The sequence below is a fragment of the Ruegeria discodermiae genome (assembly GCF_030758345.1).
Taxonomy (GTDB): domain Bacteria; phylum Pseudomonadota; class Alphaproteobacteria; order Rhodobacterales; family Rhodobacteraceae; genus Ruegeria_C.
This window is the reverse complement of record NZ_JAVAMO010000027.1, coordinates 11,696-30,284: the sequence shown is the minus strand read 5'-3', so window position 1 is coordinate 30,284 and position 18,589 is coordinate 11,696. Positions and strand designations below refer to the sequence as shown.

Annotated in this window: 18 protein-coding genes and 2 pseudogenes; 7 read left to right on the top strand and 13 right to left on the bottom strand. The window is 56.2% G+C overall.

Features of this window, described 5'->3' with window-relative positions:
- Positions 1-189: 189 nt before the first annotated feature.
- From Q5Y75_RS26730 to Q5Y75_RS26720, 3 genes are all read right to left on the bottom strand, one after another.
- Entirely contained in the window at positions 190-873 is a 684-nt protein-coding gene (locus Q5Y75_RS26730) for an IS6 family transposase (protein ID WP_306203295.1), read from the bottom strand.
- Between the two features lie 112 nt (positions 874-985).
- Positions 986-2,449, bottom strand: coding sequence for an SLC13 family permease (locus Q5Y75_RS26725; RefSeq protein WP_306203293.1), 1,464 nt, complete (start codon positions 2,447-2,449; stop codon positions 986-988).
- A 152-nt stretch (positions 2,450-2,601) separates the two neighbouring features.
- On the bottom strand, positions 2,602-3,603 hold the full coding sequence (locus Q5Y75_RS26720) for a LysR family transcriptional regulator (protein WP_306203292.1): 1,002 nt from the start codon (positions 3,601-3,603) through the stop codon (positions 2,602-2,604).
- On the opposite strand from Q5Y75_RS26720, the gene acdA reads away from it, so the two are divergent.
- On the top strand, positions 3,585-4,790 hold the full coding sequence (gene acdA / locus Q5Y75_RS26715; protein WP_306203291.1) for a 3-sulfinopropanoyl-CoA desulfinase: 1,206 nt from the start codon (positions 3,585-3,587) through the stop codon (positions 4,788-4,790). The genes Q5Y75_RS26720 and acdA overlap by 19 nt on opposite strands.
- A 274-nt stretch (positions 4,791-5,064) precedes the next feature.
- On the opposite strand, the gene Q5Y75_RS26710 is transcribed toward acdA, so the two are convergent.
- Together Q5Y75_RS26710 and Q5Y75_RS26705 are read right to left on the bottom strand one after the other, a co-directional pair.
- Positions 5,065-5,538, bottom strand: a complete 474-nt coding sequence (locus Q5Y75_RS26710; RefSeq protein ID WP_371933315.1) for a GNAT family N-acetyltransferase — start codon at positions 5,536-5,538, stop codon at positions 5,065-5,067.
- Complete coding sequence (locus Q5Y75_RS26705; RefSeq protein ID WP_371933314.1) at positions 5,528-6,472, bottom strand: EamA family transporter; 945 nt, start codon at positions 6,470-6,472, stop codon at positions 5,528-5,530. Before Q5Y75_RS26705 ends, Q5Y75_RS26710 begins: the two co-directional genes overlap by 11 nt.
- Before the next feature lie 79 nt (positions 6,473-6,551).
- Between Q5Y75_RS26705 and Q5Y75_RS26700 the strand changes: the two genes are divergently transcribed.
- The 4 genes and pseudogenes from Q5Y75_RS26700 to Q5Y75_RS26685 all read left to right on the top strand — a co-directional run.
- A complete protein-coding gene (locus Q5Y75_RS26700; protein ID WP_306203290.1) occupies positions 6,552-7,052 on the top strand; it encodes a MarR family winged helix-turn-helix transcriptional regulator in 501 nt (166 codons plus the stop codon).
- A 10-nt stretch (positions 7,053-7,062) separates the two neighbouring features.
- Positions 7,063-7,284, top strand: coding sequence for a hypothetical protein (locus Q5Y75_RS26695; protein WP_306203289.1), 222 nt, complete (start codon positions 7,063-7,065; stop codon positions 7,282-7,284).
- 158 nt (positions 7,285-7,442) lie between these two features.
- Positions 7,443-7,541: pseudogene (locus Q5Y75_RS26690) on the top strand (IS6 family transposase); the annotation flags it as partial.
- Positions 7,542-7,597: 56 nt separating this feature from the next.
- A pseudogene (locus Q5Y75_RS26685) lies at positions 7,598-7,882 on the top strand (IS5/IS1182 family transposase); the annotation flags it as partial.
- Positions 7,883-7,959: 77 nt separating this feature from the next.
- Here Q5Y75_RS26685 and Q5Y75_RS26680 read toward each other — a convergent pair.
- Complete coding sequence (locus tag Q5Y75_RS26680; protein WP_306203298.1) at positions 7,960-8,547, bottom strand: GNAT family N-acetyltransferase; 588 nt, start codon at positions 8,545-8,547, stop codon at positions 7,960-7,962.
- Entirely contained in the window at positions 8,528-8,923 is a 396-nt protein-coding gene (locus Q5Y75_RS26675; RefSeq protein WP_306203288.1) for a VOC family protein, read from the bottom strand. The genes Q5Y75_RS26680 and Q5Y75_RS26675 overlap by 20 nt, the downstream gene beginning before the upstream one ends.
- A 661-nt stretch (positions 8,924-9,584) precedes the next feature.
- Here Q5Y75_RS26675 and Q5Y75_RS26670 point away from each other — a divergent pair.
- Positions 9,585-10,169 carry a hypothetical protein gene (locus Q5Y75_RS26670; protein ID WP_306203287.1) on the top strand — a complete coding sequence of 195 codons (585 nt, stop codon included), beginning with the start codon at positions 9,585-9,587 and terminating at the stop codon, positions 10,167-10,169.
- 45 nt (positions 10,170-10,214) lie between these two features.
- Entirely contained in the window at positions 10,215-12,236 is a 2,022-nt protein-coding gene (locus Q5Y75_RS26665; RefSeq protein ID WP_306203286.1) for a sigma-54-dependent Fis family transcriptional regulator, read from the top strand.
- 125 nt (positions 12,237-12,361) lie between these two features.
- Here Q5Y75_RS26665 and Q5Y75_RS26660 read toward each other — a convergent pair whose 3' ends face one another.
- The 6 genes from Q5Y75_RS26660 to Q5Y75_RS26635 all read right to left on the bottom strand — a co-directional run bounded on the left by Q5Y75_RS26660 (position 12,362) and on the right by Q5Y75_RS26635 (position 18,548).
- A complete protein-coding gene (locus tag Q5Y75_RS26660) occupies positions 12,362-13,405 on the bottom strand; it encodes an NAD(P)-dependent alcohol dehydrogenase (protein WP_306203285.1) in 1,044 nt (347 codons plus the stop codon).
- 62 nt (positions 13,406-13,467) lie between these two features.
- A complete protein-coding gene (locus Q5Y75_RS26655; protein ID WP_306203284.1) occupies positions 13,468-15,099 on the bottom strand; it encodes a molecular chaperone GroEL in 1,632 nt (543 codons plus the stop codon).
- Between the two features lie 72 nt (positions 15,100-15,171).
- Positions 15,172-15,975: an iron-sulfur cluster assembly protein gene (locus Q5Y75_RS26650; RefSeq protein WP_306203283.1), complete on the bottom strand. Its 804-nt coding sequence runs from the start codon at positions 15,973-15,975 to the stop codon at positions 15,172-15,174.
- Between the two features lie 11 nt (positions 15,976-15,986).
- Positions 15,987-17,012, bottom strand: coding sequence for an amidohydrolase family protein (locus Q5Y75_RS26645; protein ID WP_306203281.1), 1,026 nt, complete (start codon positions 17,010-17,012; stop codon positions 15,987-15,989).
- A 79-nt stretch (positions 17,013-17,091) separates the two neighbouring features.
- Positions 17,092-17,463, bottom strand: a complete 372-nt coding sequence (locus Q5Y75_RS26640) for an MmoB/DmpM family protein (protein ID WP_306203280.1) — start codon at positions 17,461-17,463, stop codon at positions 17,092-17,094.
- Positions 17,464-17,483: 20 nt separating this feature from the next.
- Positions 17,484-18,548 (bottom strand): aromatic/alkene monooxygenase hydroxylase subunit beta, encoded by a 1,065-nt coding sequence (locus Q5Y75_RS26635; protein ID WP_306203279.1) that lies wholly within the window; start codon positions 18,546-18,548, stop codon positions 17,484-17,486.
- Between the last annotated feature and the right edge of the window lie 41 nt (positions 18,549-18,589).

The following is an 18,589-nucleotide window of genomic DNA, read 5'->3' as shown; positions in this document are numbered from 1 at the left end:
ACGCCACCGCTCGCAGCGAACCATTCACCCAGGGTGATGTTTAGCTCTCTTCCACGCGGCCACGGACCGATATTTTCCGTTTGCAGTGGAGTATGCGGCACTGTGACGGCAGGAGCATAAAGAGGCGCATCCATGGGTTCTGTCGCAAACTTGTTGGATGGCTAAACATCATTGAAATTGGTGGGCAGTTTAGCCTGCCAGTTCGGCGAATTGCTGAAACGGGCGGAGTTCGGGCGTGAATTGACCTTTGCGGATCATGTTGACCAATTCTATGCCTGCCAGGACAGATGCGGCTGATGCGAAGGACTTGAAACCGAGCATTGGCCTGATCCGTCGTTTGATGAATCGATGGTCTTGTTCAATGATGTTGTTGAGGTACTTCCGTCTGACCATCTCAATCGGTACCGGGCAACCAAAGCCTTTCAGCATCTTGTTTATCGCTTTGATGCCAGCAGTGTTGGCCCCGCTTTTGTCGATTACAATCTTTCGGGGTAATCCGTTTACCTCAAGAGCACGAGCGAAGAACTTTGTTGCAGCAGCTTTGTTCCGGCGTTTGGATAGCATGAAGTCCAGGGTCTTGCCGTGTTTATCGATAGCCCGATAGAGATAAACCCACTCACCCTTCACTTTCACATAGGTCTCATCCATGCGCCATGAACGGTCGGCAGGGCGCTTTTTGTACCGTGAAGCATCAGCTACAAGACCAGCATATCGACCCACCCAACGGTTCAACGTCGCGTGATCCAGTTCAACGCCACGTTCAGCCATGATTTCTTCCAGATCCCGGTAAGACACGCCGTATCGGAGATAGAAGAAAACGGCATACACGATCACTTCTTTCGGAAAGTGTGCACTCTTGAATGAGATTGTCACGGTCTGCTCCTGTAATTTGGAGCATGCGCTACCAAAACTAAGCCTGACCTGACAGGTGGGCACAAAGTTTGCGACAGAACCGCAGCAATGGGCCGTTTATTTGCCTGAGTTACTACCAACCCCAAATGGGTTGATAGACGAAGTGAACCGTCAGAGTGCACAGGGCAATGCCGCACAAATTGAGCCAAAAACCTGCCCGCGCCATATCGGTGATTTTAAGATCAGGGTTCGAAAACACGATTGCATTCGGAGCGGTTGCGACTGGCATCATGAAAGACATATTGGCTGCAAGCGCGGCGGGCACTGCCAGTAAAAGCGGGCTCCAATCGAACCCGACTGCGACGGCAGAAACCACCGGAAGTATGGTCGCGGCGGAGGCTGGATTTGACATAATCTCGGTCAGAAAAACCATCATCGCAACGATCAGGAACACCATGGCCAAAACCGAGATGTCAATTCCTGATACCTGTTCACCGATCCAATCCGCCAGCCCGGTGATCTGAAACGCCAAAGCCACGGCGAGCCCACCGCCGATCAGGATCAATACGTTCCACGGCAATTTCACAGCGGTTTCCCAATCCAGTGCGAACTTCGTCATATCTGCGTTCACTGGGGTCGCGAAAAGCAACAAAGCTGCGATCAAGGCTACGCCGGTATCCGTGATTGGCAATCCGGTGAGATGCGTAATCTGGTCCCCGAATATCCAACCGGTTGCCACCAGAACAAAGACCACTGCAACGGTCCTTTCCGCCCGGCCCATCGGCGGAAGCCGTTCCCGTTCAATGCGAACCGCGTCGGCAAGGTCGTTATCCGCCAAGCCGCCGCACCGAAACAAGACAAGGCTCAACAGGGCCCAGGCGATGAACAACATTACCATTGTCACCGGAAGGCCGATCACCAGCCAGTCAACGAACTCGACCATTATGCCGTATTCGCCAGACATGATCGTCGCCAGCAAAGCATTGACGGGTGATCCGATTAACGTGGCCATTCCCCCAATCGATGCACTGTAGGCCACGGCAAGCATAAGGCCGACAGAGAACCGGCGGAGCTCATCCGAGGCCGCAACTTTGCTTTTGATGAAATCGATGACGGACAGTGCAACAGCATACATCATGATTGTCGCGGCCGTATTCGTGATCCACATCGAAAGGAATGCGGTGGCGATCATGAAGCCTAGAGTCAGATTGCGTGGTCCCGTACCGGCCCTTGAAACGATCGCAAGCGCGATGCGCCGATGAAGGCCGACGGCTTCAATCGCCATGGCCAGCATGAACCCACCCAGAAATAGGAATATGAGGGGATGGCCATAGGCCTGGGTGACCGTACCAATCTCGGCAACTCCGGCGAGGGGCATGACGACAACCGGCAGCAATGCGGTGGCGGCCAGCGGAATTGCCTCACTCAGCCACCATGCAACCATCCACGCCAGCAAGGCCAGCAACGTCCAGCCCGCCTCGGACATTCCGGGTGGAGCATCGAGCGAACGGACGAGGAAAAACAGTATCGGGCCCGACAAGAGCGACAGGAACACGCGCAAACGGGAACGGACTGGCTGGACCTGAAGCTCCTGCATGATACCTACCTTCGGCGTAACAATCCCGACGATATGTTTGGGCAGTACTCATCGCTGCACCTCGTGTCAGACTAGGGCAAACAACTGGCAAATGTCATCTGCGGGTTTCTTGTACGGGTGCTGCTGACGATCCGCCAAACGATTTGAGTAGCTTAATTCTTCGCGTTTTCCAGATCGGATATGCTGGCCTTTAGCAGTGTCTTCAGCTTTGGACGCCATATTTCGGTCAGGGCGTCTTCGCGTGTCACCAGCGAGATGTTGCGAAACAACGGCTGCGGCTTACACGGCAGGACAAGAACCTGATCAGCCCCATACCGCAATACGTCTGCTTTCGGTAAAAGCGCGTAGCCGATCCCGCTCTTGATGCAGTTTACGATGGCTTCGATACTGTCGAGGATGATCACTTCCTTCGACTTCAATTGCATCTGATCGCGGTATTGGGCGATCAGTTTTCCGATGCCCGAGGATGGGATGAAGTGAAGGAAGGGATGGGTCATGGATAACTCCGACAATCCTCCGGCTTCGCTGAGTATTGGCGCGGCGATCACCATTTCTTCGCGGATCAGGGTTTCGCAGGAAAGGTCAAATGTTGCGTCGGCGATTTCGGTTACAATTGCCGCATCCAGTTGACCGTTTCGGACCTGTTCGCATAAATTCTCAGACAATCCGGTGCTCGTGTTCAACATTGCTTTTGGAGCCAACTGCGCTGAGTTCCTGAGAAACAAGGGCAGGATGCGGGCAGCAGCAGAGGGGACCAAACCGATCCGGTACGTTCCGGTCAGTTGGTCGGTGGGCATGCATCTTGATTTCAGAACTGAGTAGGCATCGACTATTGTCTTGGCGTCCTGAGCAACCCTTACTCCAAGTGGCGTCAGCTTGGGTGGCCGATACCGACGATCGAACAATGTTGCGCCAAGCTCTTCTTCCAGCGATTTCATCTGCATGCTGACCGCAGACAGCGTCATGTTGCGAATGTCCGCGGTTCGGGAAAATGAGCTGTGCTGCGCAATTGCAACCAGTGTTTCAAAAGCTGACATCTGCATAAGATCAATAAATCTTAATTTAAGTACAAAGTAAATTCGATTGAATTTAGCATTCGGACCCTCACATAATTGTGAGCAGAGAGGATGACCCCATGCTTGATCAGGGAACAAAGACGTATCAGGAAATCGCCCGTGAACTGGCTCCCGGATTTGCGGAGCGCGCCGGTCACTGGGACGAAACCCGCACCTATTGCTGGGAAAACGTACGTGAACTGACCGATGCCGGACTTATGGGCATGACAATCCCGCCCAGGTTCGGAGGGCCTGGAGCTTCCTACCTTGACGTGGTTTTGGCTGTCGAAGAAATCGCCAAAGCTTGCGCGTTGAGCGCCCGGATCGTCGTTGAGGCCAATATGGGCGGCGTCAGCGCAATCATGGCCTATGGCACGGATGAGCAGCGTGACTTTGTGGCTCCGCTGGTCCTGTCAGGGGACAAGCCTGCAATCTGCATAACTGAGCCCAATGCCGGCAGTGCCGCGACCGAAATGCAGACAACGGCCCGACATATTGGGGGGAAATATCTGATCAACGGCACCAAGCATTGGATTACCGGTGGCGGCGTTTCGAAGCTCTACCTGATATTTGCGCGTGTTCTGGATGAAGACGGAACCGATCTGGGAATTACCGGTTTTCTGGTTCATTACGATCCCGCAAACGGTATCGCCCCTAAAGGGTTCGATGTGGTTGGTCGCGAACGGACCATGGGGCTGTGCGGAATGCCCGAAACTGAGCTTCGTTTTACCGATCTGGAGGTTGATGAGCGCTTCGCGCTGGTCACCCCATCGGGAATAAGGCGTGGCTTTGCCGATCTGATGACCGCCTATAACAGCCAGCGCGTCGGGGCCGGAACGGTTGCCATGGGAATTGCCGCAGGTGCGCTGGAACATGCGAAAAGATACCTGCGCGAACGTCATCAGTTCGGCCGCCCCTTGCAGGAGTTTCAGGGGCTTCAGTGGATGCTTGCAGACATGGATACGGCGGTCCATGCCTCCCGTCTGATGCTGCACGAGGCCGCTGCAACCCTTGGGCCGACGGGGTTTCCCGACATGATGATGGCAGCCCGGGCAAAAGCCTTTGCATCTGAACAGGCGATCAAGGTCGTCAACGACTCCTTGCAAATATTTGGTGCGCGCGGATACGGCGCGCAGGAGCCGATCGAGCGCATGTATCGCGACGTGCGCATGTTCACCATCGGTGGCGGAACCGCGCAGATCCTGAAAACACAGGTTGCAGGTAGCTTGTTGGGTATCAAAACACCGCAAACCAGAGACGGGTACAAGAAGTTGGCCCCGGGTTGAAAGTTTGCAAAAGTTGGACATCGTGAGGTGCCCTACGCAGATACAACGTCAAACCCGAAGCTGATTTCGATCACAACTTGCAGATGCAGCGAATGTCCCCTTCGAAGGGCAGCGTTGCAGCATAGCAAGTAGTTGCTGGAGGTCTGCAATGGGCCGTCCTTATTGCCGAGTTCCTCGCCTGCCATCAAGATGCCGCGTCAGCTCCGAGGTCGACCGAGAGCCCCAATTTGACGAATGCTACGACCTGCATGAAGGTCTGCTAAGCGGATCGAGTCTACTTCGTTTCCAATCGAAACTTCAGGAACCTCTCTCCGTCGTAATCGACATCACCAACGTGCTCAGCACCTATTCTTCCGAGCGCTCCAAGGTTCTTCCTGGAGGGTGGCAGCAGAAACGTCACAAACGGAATGCGGTCGTCAGCTATGGCGAAATCTATGGCCTTCTTTGAAATGCGCCTGCCAAGGCCAAACGCATCTGGTCTCAAGACAAGGCCAAAATCCCACTCGTCACCTTCTTTCTGAAACTCGCCCCACCCAATGTATTTGCCGTCGGCCAGAAACGCCCAGTGCCCGAGTCCATCCCGCGCCCAGTATTCTTCTTTCATTTTGACAAAGTTGATTGCCATCTCCGTGTCCCACGCACCCGTCAAGAGCGGCATGTGTTCGGCAACCCTCGGGTCGGACATGTGCTCGGCAATCTCGGAAGCTGGCACATCAATCAGCCGGGAAAATCTAATCTCATGTGTCAACGTGTCGTCCCTTGTTTCCTTGAGCTGCCGTATCCCAGCGGCGCATTGGTAGCAACGCGGCCATCGTCGGTTCTTTCGATGCTGGTCTCGATCTCAGTGCGTATTGACCAAGGATCACACTCAGAAGGACGACAATCATCCCGATGCTTTGCGCAGCACTCAGCGTTTCGTTTAGAATGAACCACCCAAGCAACGTTGCACTCAGAGGACTGAGAAGGCCCAATATCGAAACTGCAGCGGGTTGGATGATGCGGATACCGCGCAACCAAATAATATAGGTCAACGCAGCACCGATCAGCCCTAGATAGGCGAGCCCCAAGACGTTGGTACCGCTGATGGTCGACCAATCCGTTGGCGCAAAAGGGGCAAAGGGCACTAATAGCAGGCCGCCAGCCGTCAATTGCCAACTTGTAAAGGTCAGAGCGCTAACTGGCGGCTGCCACTTTCGGCTCAGCACAGTGCCGAAGGCCATGGATGCCGATCCCGCAATCCCGGCAACAACGCCCCACATATCCAGTTTCGCTTCAGGTGTCAGGACAAGGAGTGCGACCCCAACGGCGCCCGCCGCGACTGCGAAAAGCGAAAGCACTTTGATTGGTGATCCAAGCAAGAAACGCGATGCGAAGATGACCGCAAGCGGCTGCAAGGCCCCCATCACGGCTGCGACGCCCCCGGGCAAACGATAGGCGGCAAAGAGAAGCAGTGACCAGAATATCGCGAAATTTAACGCGCCGAGAATGAACATCTTCCAGATCCAGTGGCCGTAAGGAATTTGGCGAACCAGACAGAGTAAAAGTAGGCCAGCAGGTAGTGCGCGAAGGACAGACACTGTCAGCGGATCAAGGTTCGGCAAGAGCTCTGTGGTGACGATGTAGCTGCTCCCCCACACTATTGGGGCCAGTGCCGTGAGGGCGAGGTCATAGGGGCGGGACATGGAGATCTCCGATTTATCTTGATGTAGAGATAAATACATTTAGTTTGACGTCAAGATAAAATCCATTCAGTGTTGTTGCATGTTCGATATTGAAGACATCAGGGCGCAGTGGGCCAAACAGCGGCCAGGTATTGACACCGCGCCGATGGGCGTGATCGGCAGGGTGGTCCGATTGTCGGCGCTCTATAGCGAAGAGATGGGCAAGACCTTTGCAAATCATGGGCTGAGCGCGGCGAGTTTTGATGTGTTGGCCACGCTCCTGAGGTCGGGACCGCCCCACGCCCTGTCCCCCAATCAACTGCTTGCAACGATGATGGTGACGTCAGGCACAATGACCAACCGCATCGACCAGCTTGAAAAGGATGGTCTTGTAGCGCGCATCCCGAACCCGGAGGACAAGCGCAGTGTCCATGTGAAGCTTACAGAGAGCGGGATCAGGAAGATCGATGCCGCCGTGTCAGATCATGTTGTTGTTCAGAAACGATTGGTCGAAGGGCTTTCCGAAATGGACCGGACTGAGTTGAGCGCCATTCTGGACAAATGCCTAACCTACCTAGCTGGGGATCGGACCCCGAAGTGAGGAACCGTCTGTGAGACAATCCGAATTTCCACCAATCCCAATGCGGGACGATGATCTAGATGCACGCAACTACCATTTTATTGAAATAGACCGCTCCGACCCTCGCGGAGCAGAAGCGCTGATTGACATCGGCGAGCATGGCGTTTCCGCCTTGCCATACTACTATATTTCAGATGGTTCCAATGCGCCATACGGTCAAAGGATTGATGGCAGGATCTGTCGCAAAGTTTGAAAACTGGTCATCTCGACCAGCTGCTCCGATCAAATCGGAGCAGCTGCCGACGGGAATCTCGCCCAATTCGATAAGTTCCAGCATTCGTTTCGGAACCAGGGAGAAACTTTGCGACAGATCCCATGTATGTTCTTGTTGATTCGGACAAAAAAATAACAGCGACACTTGCAGGAATCGAGACCGCCAACATGATCCGCAAGGGCCAGCTGGGACCTTCGACAAGCGGATTCCGTCAGTTTGCGGCGCTCGCTGGATAACAACCGCCTGCCAATGCGATAGCTCTTACCGACGCCAGAGTTTGCGACACAGCCTCCCGCCGTGCCAGAATGCCCAACCTTGGAAGCCAACCACGGCGGGCGCCGTCGCGCGAAACGAAGCCGATAGAGCGTGCAAATATCTCGGACGCGCACTTTGGCGAAAGCTCACCGGATATCACAGCCGCAGCCGTGCAGAAACGAAAATGAACTGCGTCAAACTACTCGGCCAAGGCCTCATGGCCCGAGACTTCGACCGGCAGGTCGCTGGGCTTCAGGTCCGGATTGCGGTGCTCAACCGCTACACCGCTCTCGGCACACCTGTCACTGAACCCGCAGGATAAGTCCGTCCAGGGAAAGGGGAAATGCGCCCTTCAACCGATTTGTGCAACAAAGCCAGCCAAGACCCTTCAGCGTCTTGTTAAGAAAGATTGATAATTTGGCAATCCCTGCAATAGCGCTGAAAGAGGACTGGGGCGGCCTCGGCGAAGGAATATCTGCGAAACGGTTGACCCACTTGGACAAACCCAACCTTTCTCAGCACCGCAGCGGCAGCATTGTTGTCTGTGAGACAGCAGGCGATAAGCGGACCCGCGCCCGAACGCACCTCTGGCAGTGCCAGAAACTGGCGCAAGGCCTGATGGCAAATCCCTGCCCCGTGCAATTCCGAGCAAATCCAGAATGTCAGCTCAGTCCCCAGACTCAGAACGCCCGCGAAGCGGCCATTTAAGGTTACAACCCGGCACGTGACATTCGGATCTGTCAGAAAACGAAGATACAGCGCGCAGCCGGCGTCATCGACTGGCACCGGCAAGGCGGCAAGGCATCGGGCAAGTTCCTCTGAGCGAAGCGCATCAAAGACGACGTCTTGATCGCTGTGGCAAAAGGTCCGCAGCGCAACCTCGGTGTTCGCGCCATAGCCAGCGACATCTCCGCGCTCCGCACCGGCCCCGATGCGGGTTTCACGCCGGTTCCGTTGCCTTTTTCTGTCAGAGATACCGCCCGCCACGTTCAAGAACCTCGATCTCGTATCCGTCCGGGTCCTGAATGAAGAAGAACCGCGCGACAGGCTTTCCGTCATTGGAAAAGTCAACGATTTTGCGCGGAGCAAGACCCAGTTCGGTCATGCGCGCGTGTTCGCTGTTCAGATCCTCAACCGTGACGGCAAAATGTCCGTATCCCGAACCCCGATCGTAAGCCTCTGTCGTGTCTTTGTTGATGGTAAGCTCCAACTCAAAACTACTTTCCTTGTTCGCAAGGTAGACAAGCGTAAAGTTTTCGAAATCCAGCCGGTCCGCCACTTTGAGGTCAAAGGCCGCCTCGTAAAACGCGCAGGATGCTGTTTCGTCGAGCACCCTGATCATTGAGTGAATTGCTTTGGCCATGACATCCCCACTGTATCGATTATCGCACGACCGACGCTATCGAATCGCCTGCGCCAATCAATGGCGCAGTTGATTAGTGAAATGGTCCTTCTCAGGTATTTCATTTGTGAAGCAACGCGAAAAATTCGTAACGAAATGTAACGCTCACACTTAATTCACCGATTGAATTATCGAACATCAAGAAATTTGGGACGAAAACAATTGCTTCTCTCCAATTCGGGGAGAAGTGGGGGTGATACATAATATTACGCTATGTGACGAATTGAAAAGAACCGCCTTTCAGCTGGAAAAAACAGGCTTAAGTCGCGCCGATGCGACATATTGTCACATCTCTGGAACTCGACAATCATCGCAGCGGCACTAGGAGTGCCCGCCTGACGAAACAGGTAGGTCTACAACGCATGAGCGATGACCGCAGGCGTTTCCTTCGGGCTTTTGTACTCTTGGCGGCCTGCAAAAATCGTTACCTAGGCGTCACATAGGGAGCGGGCCGAGTTCCAGCATGTGGAACACGCAATGGCCGCCATTCACCCGGAACACTCTCGCTATAGGCGTGGCGAAACCGGGTATTTCCTCCAGCCGGGCCCGACGGAAATCGCCACTAAGCCAAGCGTTCAGTTCCTCCGATTGTAGCAAACCCCCGGCCTTGCTACGCGTTTTCTTGATGGAGTGGGTCAGGTGTGTTTTCCTTTTTGATGAAGAAAGCAGCAGGGAGCCCCCGGGATGGGACCGCCCCGCACAATTGGTGAGCATCTTGGACATATTCTCAAAGAAAGACGAACCGCGGCGCGAAGACATACAGGCGAAACGTCTCATCAAAGAGAACAGCGCCATCATTCACAAGCTGGCCGATACGTTTTCGAACGGGGCGTTTTCGGCGTCGCGCAAAGTTCAAGCGGCTGAAAACGCACAGCCGCATGACACCAGCCAGACACCCAGCAGGTTCCATATGTACGGCGGATCCAGCAAGCGGACCAAATCGGAACCTTACCTGAAGGTCAGCCTGAACGGTCGTGTCGTCATCGTGGATGCCGCCGATGGCCGACAGATCAGCATGTTGGGCCAATTCAAGCACAAGAACGGTCAAAAATACTTCTGCCTCGCCACCAAGGAGAATGGGTTCTTCTCTCCGATAGAACCGGAGGTCGCTTCATTGCTGGAGCAACTCGACGGTGTGATCGTCGAAAACAGCGCAATCGAAGAAAAGCTGCTCGACTTTATTCAGCGAACGCTCGACCTGCCCTGACGCGGTTGAAATTTCGTCAACCCAGCAACAGGAAGAGGCTAGGCAATGGAACGAACAAAGTACTTCAGTCGCAACGATCAGAAACAATGCACCCTCGATTTGCCGCGTGAATATTCCGAGCATGAGACCATGCATGCCTGGGAAAACTTCTTAAATGGCGATCAACCCGCCAATACCAATCAGATGATGGTCCGCTCCGAAATTCTCGACTCGTGGAGCCGCAGCAATGTGATGGGCATCGATGCGCAATCGCCCGGCTCGCCAATCACCAAATCGCAGGAAGATGTGCATCATTTGCGGCGAAAGAACAGTGCCCTGTGTCGTGCGGCAAACGCCGCGTTTGAGCGTCTGGGTCCTCATCTGATGGATACGGGCGCGGTTTTGTTGCTGACCGACAAGACCGGCACGATCATCGATATCATTGGCGATCGCGAAACGCTGGATGACGGGCACGAGATAAATCTCGTCTCCGGCGGCGTATGGGACGAAGCCACGATCGGGACCAATGGCATTGGCACCGCGCTTAGAACAAAAAAGCCGTTCTATGTGCACGCCTCGGAACATTTCGCCCAGGGCATCAAAAGCTGGACCTGCACAGCCGTTCCTGTCATCGACCCGATGGATGGGTCGGTCGTTGGCGTCGTCGACCTTTCGGGACCACCCGATATCTTCCGGCCGCATAACACCGCTTTGGTGGTGGCCGCCGCGCGCGAAATCGAAATCGCGCTGGCGGAGTTTCACCGCGAAGAGCGGGCGAACCTGCTGGAGGCGTTCATACATCAGTCCCGCAAATATGATGCGCGCGACGGGGTTGTCCTGCTGGACAGCCAGGGGCGGATCGTCCTCAACCGAAATACCGAGGAAAGCGCAAGAGCCTTTGAACTGGATCTGACCATAGGGCGCAAGATGGTCGAATTGTCGCCCGAGACCACATGCGCCGATCTGGCTGCGGTAATACCGAAATCGATCGAACCCAAGGGTATTGACCTGCTACGCCTGGACGGGCGTCTGAAAGGGGCCGCCCTGGTTTTGCCCGGGCAATCCAGCGCTAGCCCATCCAGAACCACACAGTTGAACATCCCAGCCCGACCCAATGTGGATGAAGACGACATCTGCGTGATCGGGGACAGCCTCAAGATGCAGGAGGCGATCGACTATGCCCGCCGGGCCGGTCAGGCCGGTGCCACGGTTCTGATCCAGGGCGAGACGGGTGTAGGCAAGGAACTGTTTGCACGGCTGGTCCATCATCACCACAAGAACGGCTCAGGCGCGCCCTATGTGGCGGTCAACTGCGCCGCCATCTCAGGCGAGTTGGTCGGCGGCGAGCTTTTCGGCCATGTCGCCGGGGCCTTTACCGGGGCGCTGCGCGAGGGCAAACCCGGCAAGTTCGAAATCGCTAATGGCGGCGTGCTGTGCCTCGATGAGGTCGGGGACATGCCGCTGGAGCTGCAAACCTATCTTCTGCGCGCGCTCGAACAGCGCGCGATCTACCGGATCGGCGACGACGTGCGGCGCCCGGTCGATGTGCAGCTTGTGGCGGTGACCAATCACAATCTGCGCAGCGATATCGAAGAAGGCCGGTTCCGCCGCGACCTGTTTTATCGGATCGCTACCATCACCATCGAAGTCCCGCCCCTGCGCGAGCGCGGCCAGGACATCGAACAATTGGTGCAACATTTCAACCGGACGATCTGCGAAAAGTTCAACCGTCCCGAACTGCATTTTGATGATGCCACGATCGCCACATTCTTTGACTACCACTGGCCCGGCAACGTGCGGGAGCTGCGCAATACAATCGAACGTCTGGCCCTTTTGTCAAAAGACGGTCACGTCACGGTCGATCAGTTGCCCGAAGAAATCGTCGATCCCTCCTCCACCGTGTTCCTGCCCGGTGATGTGCTGACCCCCAAGGGCAGCGACGCCCTGAATCTCAGCAATGTCGAGGCTGTCACAATCCAGAAAGCCATTGCGATGAAGAACGGCAATCTGACCAAGGTGGCGGAATCCCTCGGGATCTCACGGCCGACGCTCTACCGGAAAATGAAGCAATATGGGATTGCACGCTGAACTTAGCCCAGGCAGCGATACTCGTCTTCACATCGAATATCTCAAAGGCCCGGCGCCGCCGCGCCGGACCTGTTCATATGACACCAGGATTCTTCTGCAAATCCCGGGATAAGGCGAAGGCTTGATCAGGGAACAATGACCCCGCGCCCGGTGAAACGACGGTTCTTGAAATCATCGATGGCTGTGTTGATGTTGGCTAGAGAGTATTCGGTCTGGTGCATCTTTACCAAACCATCCGCGTTCAGCTCCATCAATTCGACCAACTCGATGTGGTCGCCCACGAGGCTGCCACCGATCTTGATCTCGTTGACCACCAGATCCACGGTCGGCACTTCGATCTTGCCACCATAGCCGACCACGATCAGTTCGCCGCCCTGCCGCAGCAGCTTCCAGCAGATGTTTTCCACACCCAGTTCACCGACAAAGTCGATGACGACGTGGGCGCCGCCGCCGGTCACATCCATCACCTCTTCAATCAGATCAGAACCGCCATCCAGGACAATATCCGCACCCAGATCTTTGGCCAGCGCCTGGGCACCGGGTTCCCGATCCACCGCAACAACCCGGGCACCGCAGAGGTTCTTGAGGCACTGAATGGCGATATGGCCCAGACCACCTACACCCAGAACAACCACATATGCGCCCGGATAGAGAATCTGCGCAGCCTTCTTGGCCGCGCGATAGGCGGTGATGCCCGCGTCGGCCATCGGAGCAACGTCCAACGGCGCAATATTGGTGTTCAGCTTGATCAGTGAGCTTTCGTTGGTCAGGAAGTACTCGGCAAAACCACCGTCTAGACCCAGACCCGGGAACAGGCCGTGATCGCAATACATGTCATGCCCGTAGCGGCAGTTGAGGCAGATGCCGCAGGATCGGTGCGGATGGCAGATCACGGCGTCGCCGGGTTTTACCGATGTGACATTGCTGCCCACATCCTCGACCCATCCAGCATTTTCATGACCCATGATGTAGGGAAGCAGGCTGCCCTCGACATCCATAATGTCTTTCCAGACACCCTCGATTATGTGCAGGTCGGTGCGGCACAGGCCCGCCGCACCAACCTTAACGACAACCTCGTCCGGGGAGTTGATCGTAGGGGGAGGAACGTCTTCGATCTTCAGGTCCACGTTCATGTGAGGGTCGTATTCGTATAGTCTTGCTGCTTTCATTTTCTGTCTCCCGGTAGGAAAGGGGGTGGTTCGGGCGGCTTGTTCAGCCGCACGGCAACATGTCAGGGACGTCCGAGCAATTCCGCACCGCCGCCAAGGGCGGGCCCCTCGGTCGGGTCGGCCTCACCTTCCGCCAGATCACCAACCAGCGTTTCAGTTGTCAGGATCAACGTGGCCACCGACGCAGCGTTGACCAGCGCGCTGGCCGGAACCCGCGCAGGGTCGATGATGCCGGCGGCGAACATGTCGCCATAGCTGCCGTCTGCCGCGTTGAACCCATAGCCCACGCCGTTGCTCAGGACCTTGCCCACGACCGACTCCTCGTCACCGCCGGCATTGCGCACGAGCCGTTTCAACGGCTGTGTCAGGGCGTTGCGCACAAGATCAACACCCTTGGCGACATCGCTATCAGCCTCGATAGCGTCGAGAGCACCGGCCAGCTGCGCCAGCGCGATACCACCACCGGCAACCACGCCATCTTCGGCTGCGGCCCGAACCGCGCACAGCGAGTCTTCGATCAGTTGGATCTTGCGCTTCTGTTCCACCGGGGTGAAACCGCCCGCATAGATGATCGCGCTGCCGCCGGTCAGCTTCGACAGCCGCTCGCGCAACTTGTCCTGCTCGATATTTGGCGGGGCCACCTCATATTGCTTTTGGACCTGGTTGCGCCGCGCCTGCACCGCAGCCGGGTCGCCCTCACCACGCAGGATCGAGGTTCCCAGAGCCGAGGAGCGGACGATTTCCGCACCGCCCAATTGCGCCAGCGTGACATTGGCCACCTTCTTGCCCAGGTCGCGGGCCAGCACCTCGCCACCCGTCATGATGGCCATGTCATCCATCATCGCCGAGCGCCAATGCCCGTATTCGGGCGGGTGCACGATCAGGTACTTCCCAGCACCACCGCCTTCGAGCAGCGACACAACAACATCGGGCGCAATCTCTTCGGCCACGATCAGCAACGGTCGTCCCTGCTCGTCGGCGATCGCCCGCGCACCATCCAGATCCGAGGGTTGCAGGATCTTCTGATCCGTCATCAGGATCAGCGGGTTACGCAGCACCGCCTCCATCGAGTCGCGATCCGTCACCATGTGATGCGAGATATAGCTGCGTTCAAAGGACATCCCTTCGAGCACTTCCATCGTCGTGTCGATGGTGACGCTGAAATCGGCGCTGATCACGCCGTCATCCCCCACCCGGCGGTGCGCTTCGGCCACAAGTTCACCCAGATCCTTGTCGGTAGCAGAGACCCGCGCCACCGCCTGCAGATATTCGGGATGCCCATTGCAGTTGCGAGACGAGGCGTCGATCTCTTCGATGATCTTGGCAACAGCGAGGTCAATCCCTCTGCACAGGTCTACCGGCTTGGCACCGTCATTGGTCACCGCAACACCGTCCTGAACCAGCGCATTGGCAAGCACGATCGCCGTTGTCGTACCGTCGCCAGCCACCTCGTTGGTTTGCATCGACACTTCACGCACGACCTGTGCGCCCATGTTTTCGAACCGGTCAGTCAGTTCGATCTCTTGTGCAATGCTGACACCGTCGCGGGTCACGATCGGGGTGCCGACGGGCCGGTCGATCATCGCATTCATGCCTTTCGGCCCCAAAGTGGGTTCAACTGCCGCCGCGAGCCGGGCCACACCCCGGGCAAGTGCAATGCGGGCTGTACCGCTGTGAACGAGTTCCTTAGCCATGAGACCTCCTTTTCCCAGCGGGAACCCCGCGGGATCATGTTGTGATAACTTTTGTAATTCAGAAGCTTAGTGTTAGCGTTGGGCTTGTTCGGCCGCCTGAGCGTTCGTGAGTGCAGCTTTTTGGATAAAATCGATCAGGGTCGGCCCGTCATCGCCCATCTTGACCTCCTTGTACCGCGTCGACAGAAGCCCGCGGCACAGCGCGCCATTGAACTCCATATTGATCCGCGTGCCCCGCAGCTTGGCCAGGTGATCCTTCAGATCATCCTTGGTCAGAGATGTGCCCTTCCAGGTGACAAAGACCGGATCGTCCGGCCGAGCCGCCAGTTCGCGGGACACCAGCAACTCACGATAGCGCGGGTGCTGTTTGGCGTCCTCTTCGCCCTGACATTCCAGCGCATCATATTGGGCCAGTGTCATATCGACGATATCCTGCGCCGAATACCCCGCCTCGCGCACTGCCAGCAGCATGGTTTCTTGCCGCCGGTCAAACGCCTTGGCCATGAATTTCAACCGGACATCTTCCAGGCTTTCGCCATTGCAGTATTCGGTGAACACTTCGCGGAAATCGCGGTCGCCGTTCACGCCCTCATTGACCCGCTCCATGAAGCAATGGTCTTTGAGATCGACCTTGACCTCATGCACCCAGGGCAGCGAAGACACCTGCTGCCGAATGCCCCAGGCCATCAGAAAGGCGAAATTCGGCGAGCACCAATAGGTCGGAAGCCGAAAATCGACTTCCACCTTTTTGGCGTCCACAACTTCGACACGCTCGACAAAGCCCATATCGGTGATGGGTTCGTCCAGTTCGGGGTCCGTGACGCGTTCAAGACGTTCGAACACCTCGATTTCCAGATCCGCTTTCAAAGTTGCCATCGACATGCGCCCTACTCCGCTGCGATCTGCACGGGAGCGCCGCTCAGCTCTTTTTTCTTGGCCTCGACATCGATGCCATAGAGCTTGGCCGCATTCAGGCCGAGGATCTTTTCCTTGATCTCATCGGTCAGTTGCACCCCGCTGCGTTCTGCGGAAATGTCATCGGGGATCTGGTAGTTCCAGAACTGTTCGACGATCCATTGCGGTGTCCAAATGGCATAGTCGGAACCAAACAGCAGCTTGTCTTCCCCAACCCACCACAGCAGCTCTGCCATGACCTCGCCGAAATAACGCGGGCGCGAGTGGATGAAGGGCATGGCCACTGCCAGACCGGCATAGACATTGGTTTCCTGCGTGGCGATCCAGCAGAAATCATCGAGCCGGGGCAGGCCGCAATGTTCGATGATCCAGTTCAGGTTCTGGAAATCGGTGGCCGCATGGTCGACGTCATGCACGTCGAACGCATCTTTCGACAGCGGGATGATCGTCGGGCCCTTGTGAACATGAATATTCTTGATGCCCAGCTTGTCGCACAGCTCAAAGCACTTGTAAGCTGCGGGATCGTTGAGTGCCCAGCCCTTGCTGTCACCATTCCATTCAGCGGTGTACATTTTGACACCCTGAATATCGAAATTCTCCTTCATGTAGTGGATGTATTCCAGCGCCTTTTCACCATCGCGCGGGTCAAACGTGCCGTTTACGATGAACCGTTCGGGATGGCGGGCGGCCATGCTGGTGCTGCGCTCGATCGAGCTGAACCCATTCTTGTAAAAGTCACTCAGATAAGTCGACTGGATGATCGCGATGTCATCGGGGCCGTCCACGAACAGGTCGCGATAGACGTCATCCTCGGTATATTTCTCGAACTTGGCCTTCTCCCACAGCTGATCCTCGGGGCTCAGGTTGGAATGATAAGCATAGAAACAGTCGATGAACTGCTTGCCATGGATGTTGGCTTGGTTCTCCGGGCTACCGTCCCAGAAATGGGTGTGGCCATCGACGATGAAAATTTCCTTGCCTTCGGGGGTGATGTACATTTTTTAACTCCTCCCAGTCAGTTTTGAGTATTCAAAGCGGTGCATACGGGCCGGCGCGGTGCCGGCCCGTATGAGGGCATCAGATGTATTCGAAGACGTCGTCCATATTGCCGTAGAGGATCACCGTGTTGTCATCGACGCGCACCATCCGCCCATAGTGGGTCGAGGTGTTCACTTCGAAGATCTCCGCGGTCATCTCGCGGCCCAGGAACTCGCTGATCTCATCCATCTTGAAGATCAGCTTGCCTTCGCCGTCGATCCGGATTGTCGCCGGGTTGTGAGTGACGGTCACTTTCGGGTCCTCACCCATGAATTCGGCGATAGCGCGGGCCTCGACCGAGTCATTCATGGTAACGCCGCATTGGTGCGAAATCTCGCGGCTGGACAGATCGATATCTGCCATCGACTTGAAGATGTTCTGATTTGAGGCGTCGCGCGCTGTACTGGACATATTGATAAGCTCCTTGCTGATTAACGGCTCAGGCCGAGTTCGCCCAGGATCTGGCTGATCCGTTCATGGCTGACGGCACGGACATCCTCGAAGGACACGGGCTTGGAATGGGGTTGCGACCAGATCGGCTGCAGATTTGCCGCCGCCTTGTCGGCCAGATCACCATGTTTCTTAAGCCAAGACTGGAACAGGCCCTTGTTGTGCGTGCCATGTTCCTCGTCATTGGCCAGGAGGTAGATCAGGTCGACCGTATTGGCGAGATTGCGTTCGTAATCCGCTTCGGCGGCCGAAATCACAGGCGGTGTGATGAAGTCATTGTTCGCGGCCGCAGCCTGCATCAGGAAGCCCGAGCGGAACAATTCCCCCGCCAACGGCTCAAAGACGATGTTGATCGCGAAGTATTGCTCCAAATAGTCCTCGGAGCCCATGATGGTCTCGATCGCTTCGCGGGTGCCCTGCCAGATCGGGTCTTCCAGCCAGGCCTTTTTGCCTAGCGTGTCGTCCCACCCGTCGATATCCATGCCGATCTCGGCCAGATAGAGCGTGATGTCCTGCGACAGACGCATCTTGTAGGACGAATTGGTCAGCGTGGCATTGTTGATCATCTGGGTATAGCCATAGCGCTGCGCCTGCATCAGCGAGGTGCCAAGGCCAAACTCTGCATGTTTCCATGCGCCCAGATGGGTCTGCAGGATCTTGCACCATGTACGATCAAACGCCGCCGGAGCCCCAGCCTTGCGGGCGTTGCTGATGACGTTCTGCACCATGATCTCGATACGCGATTGGCGCTGGTAGTGGGTCCGTTCCCATTCCTGGTCCGGTGCTCGGAAGGCATGCCAATTTGAGCTGAGTGCCGCGGTGTTGTCTTTCTTGTAGGCGCCGCCGCCCTTGCCGTTCTCAAAGGAAATCACCCAGTCCTGGATCAAGTAACGGTCAGGATCGGGCTGAACGTCCACCGTCACGTCCTCGTAATGCGTGGCGCGTTTTCCCTTTGGTTCGAAGTAGTTATACTTCCGACTGGTTGAGCCGACGAATGTCGCGGCACCCGCGGCACCGGAGCCGACTGAACTTGATGTTGCTACCATAGTAGCCTCCCTTGGTTGGTGTTCACACAACTAGCGATCAG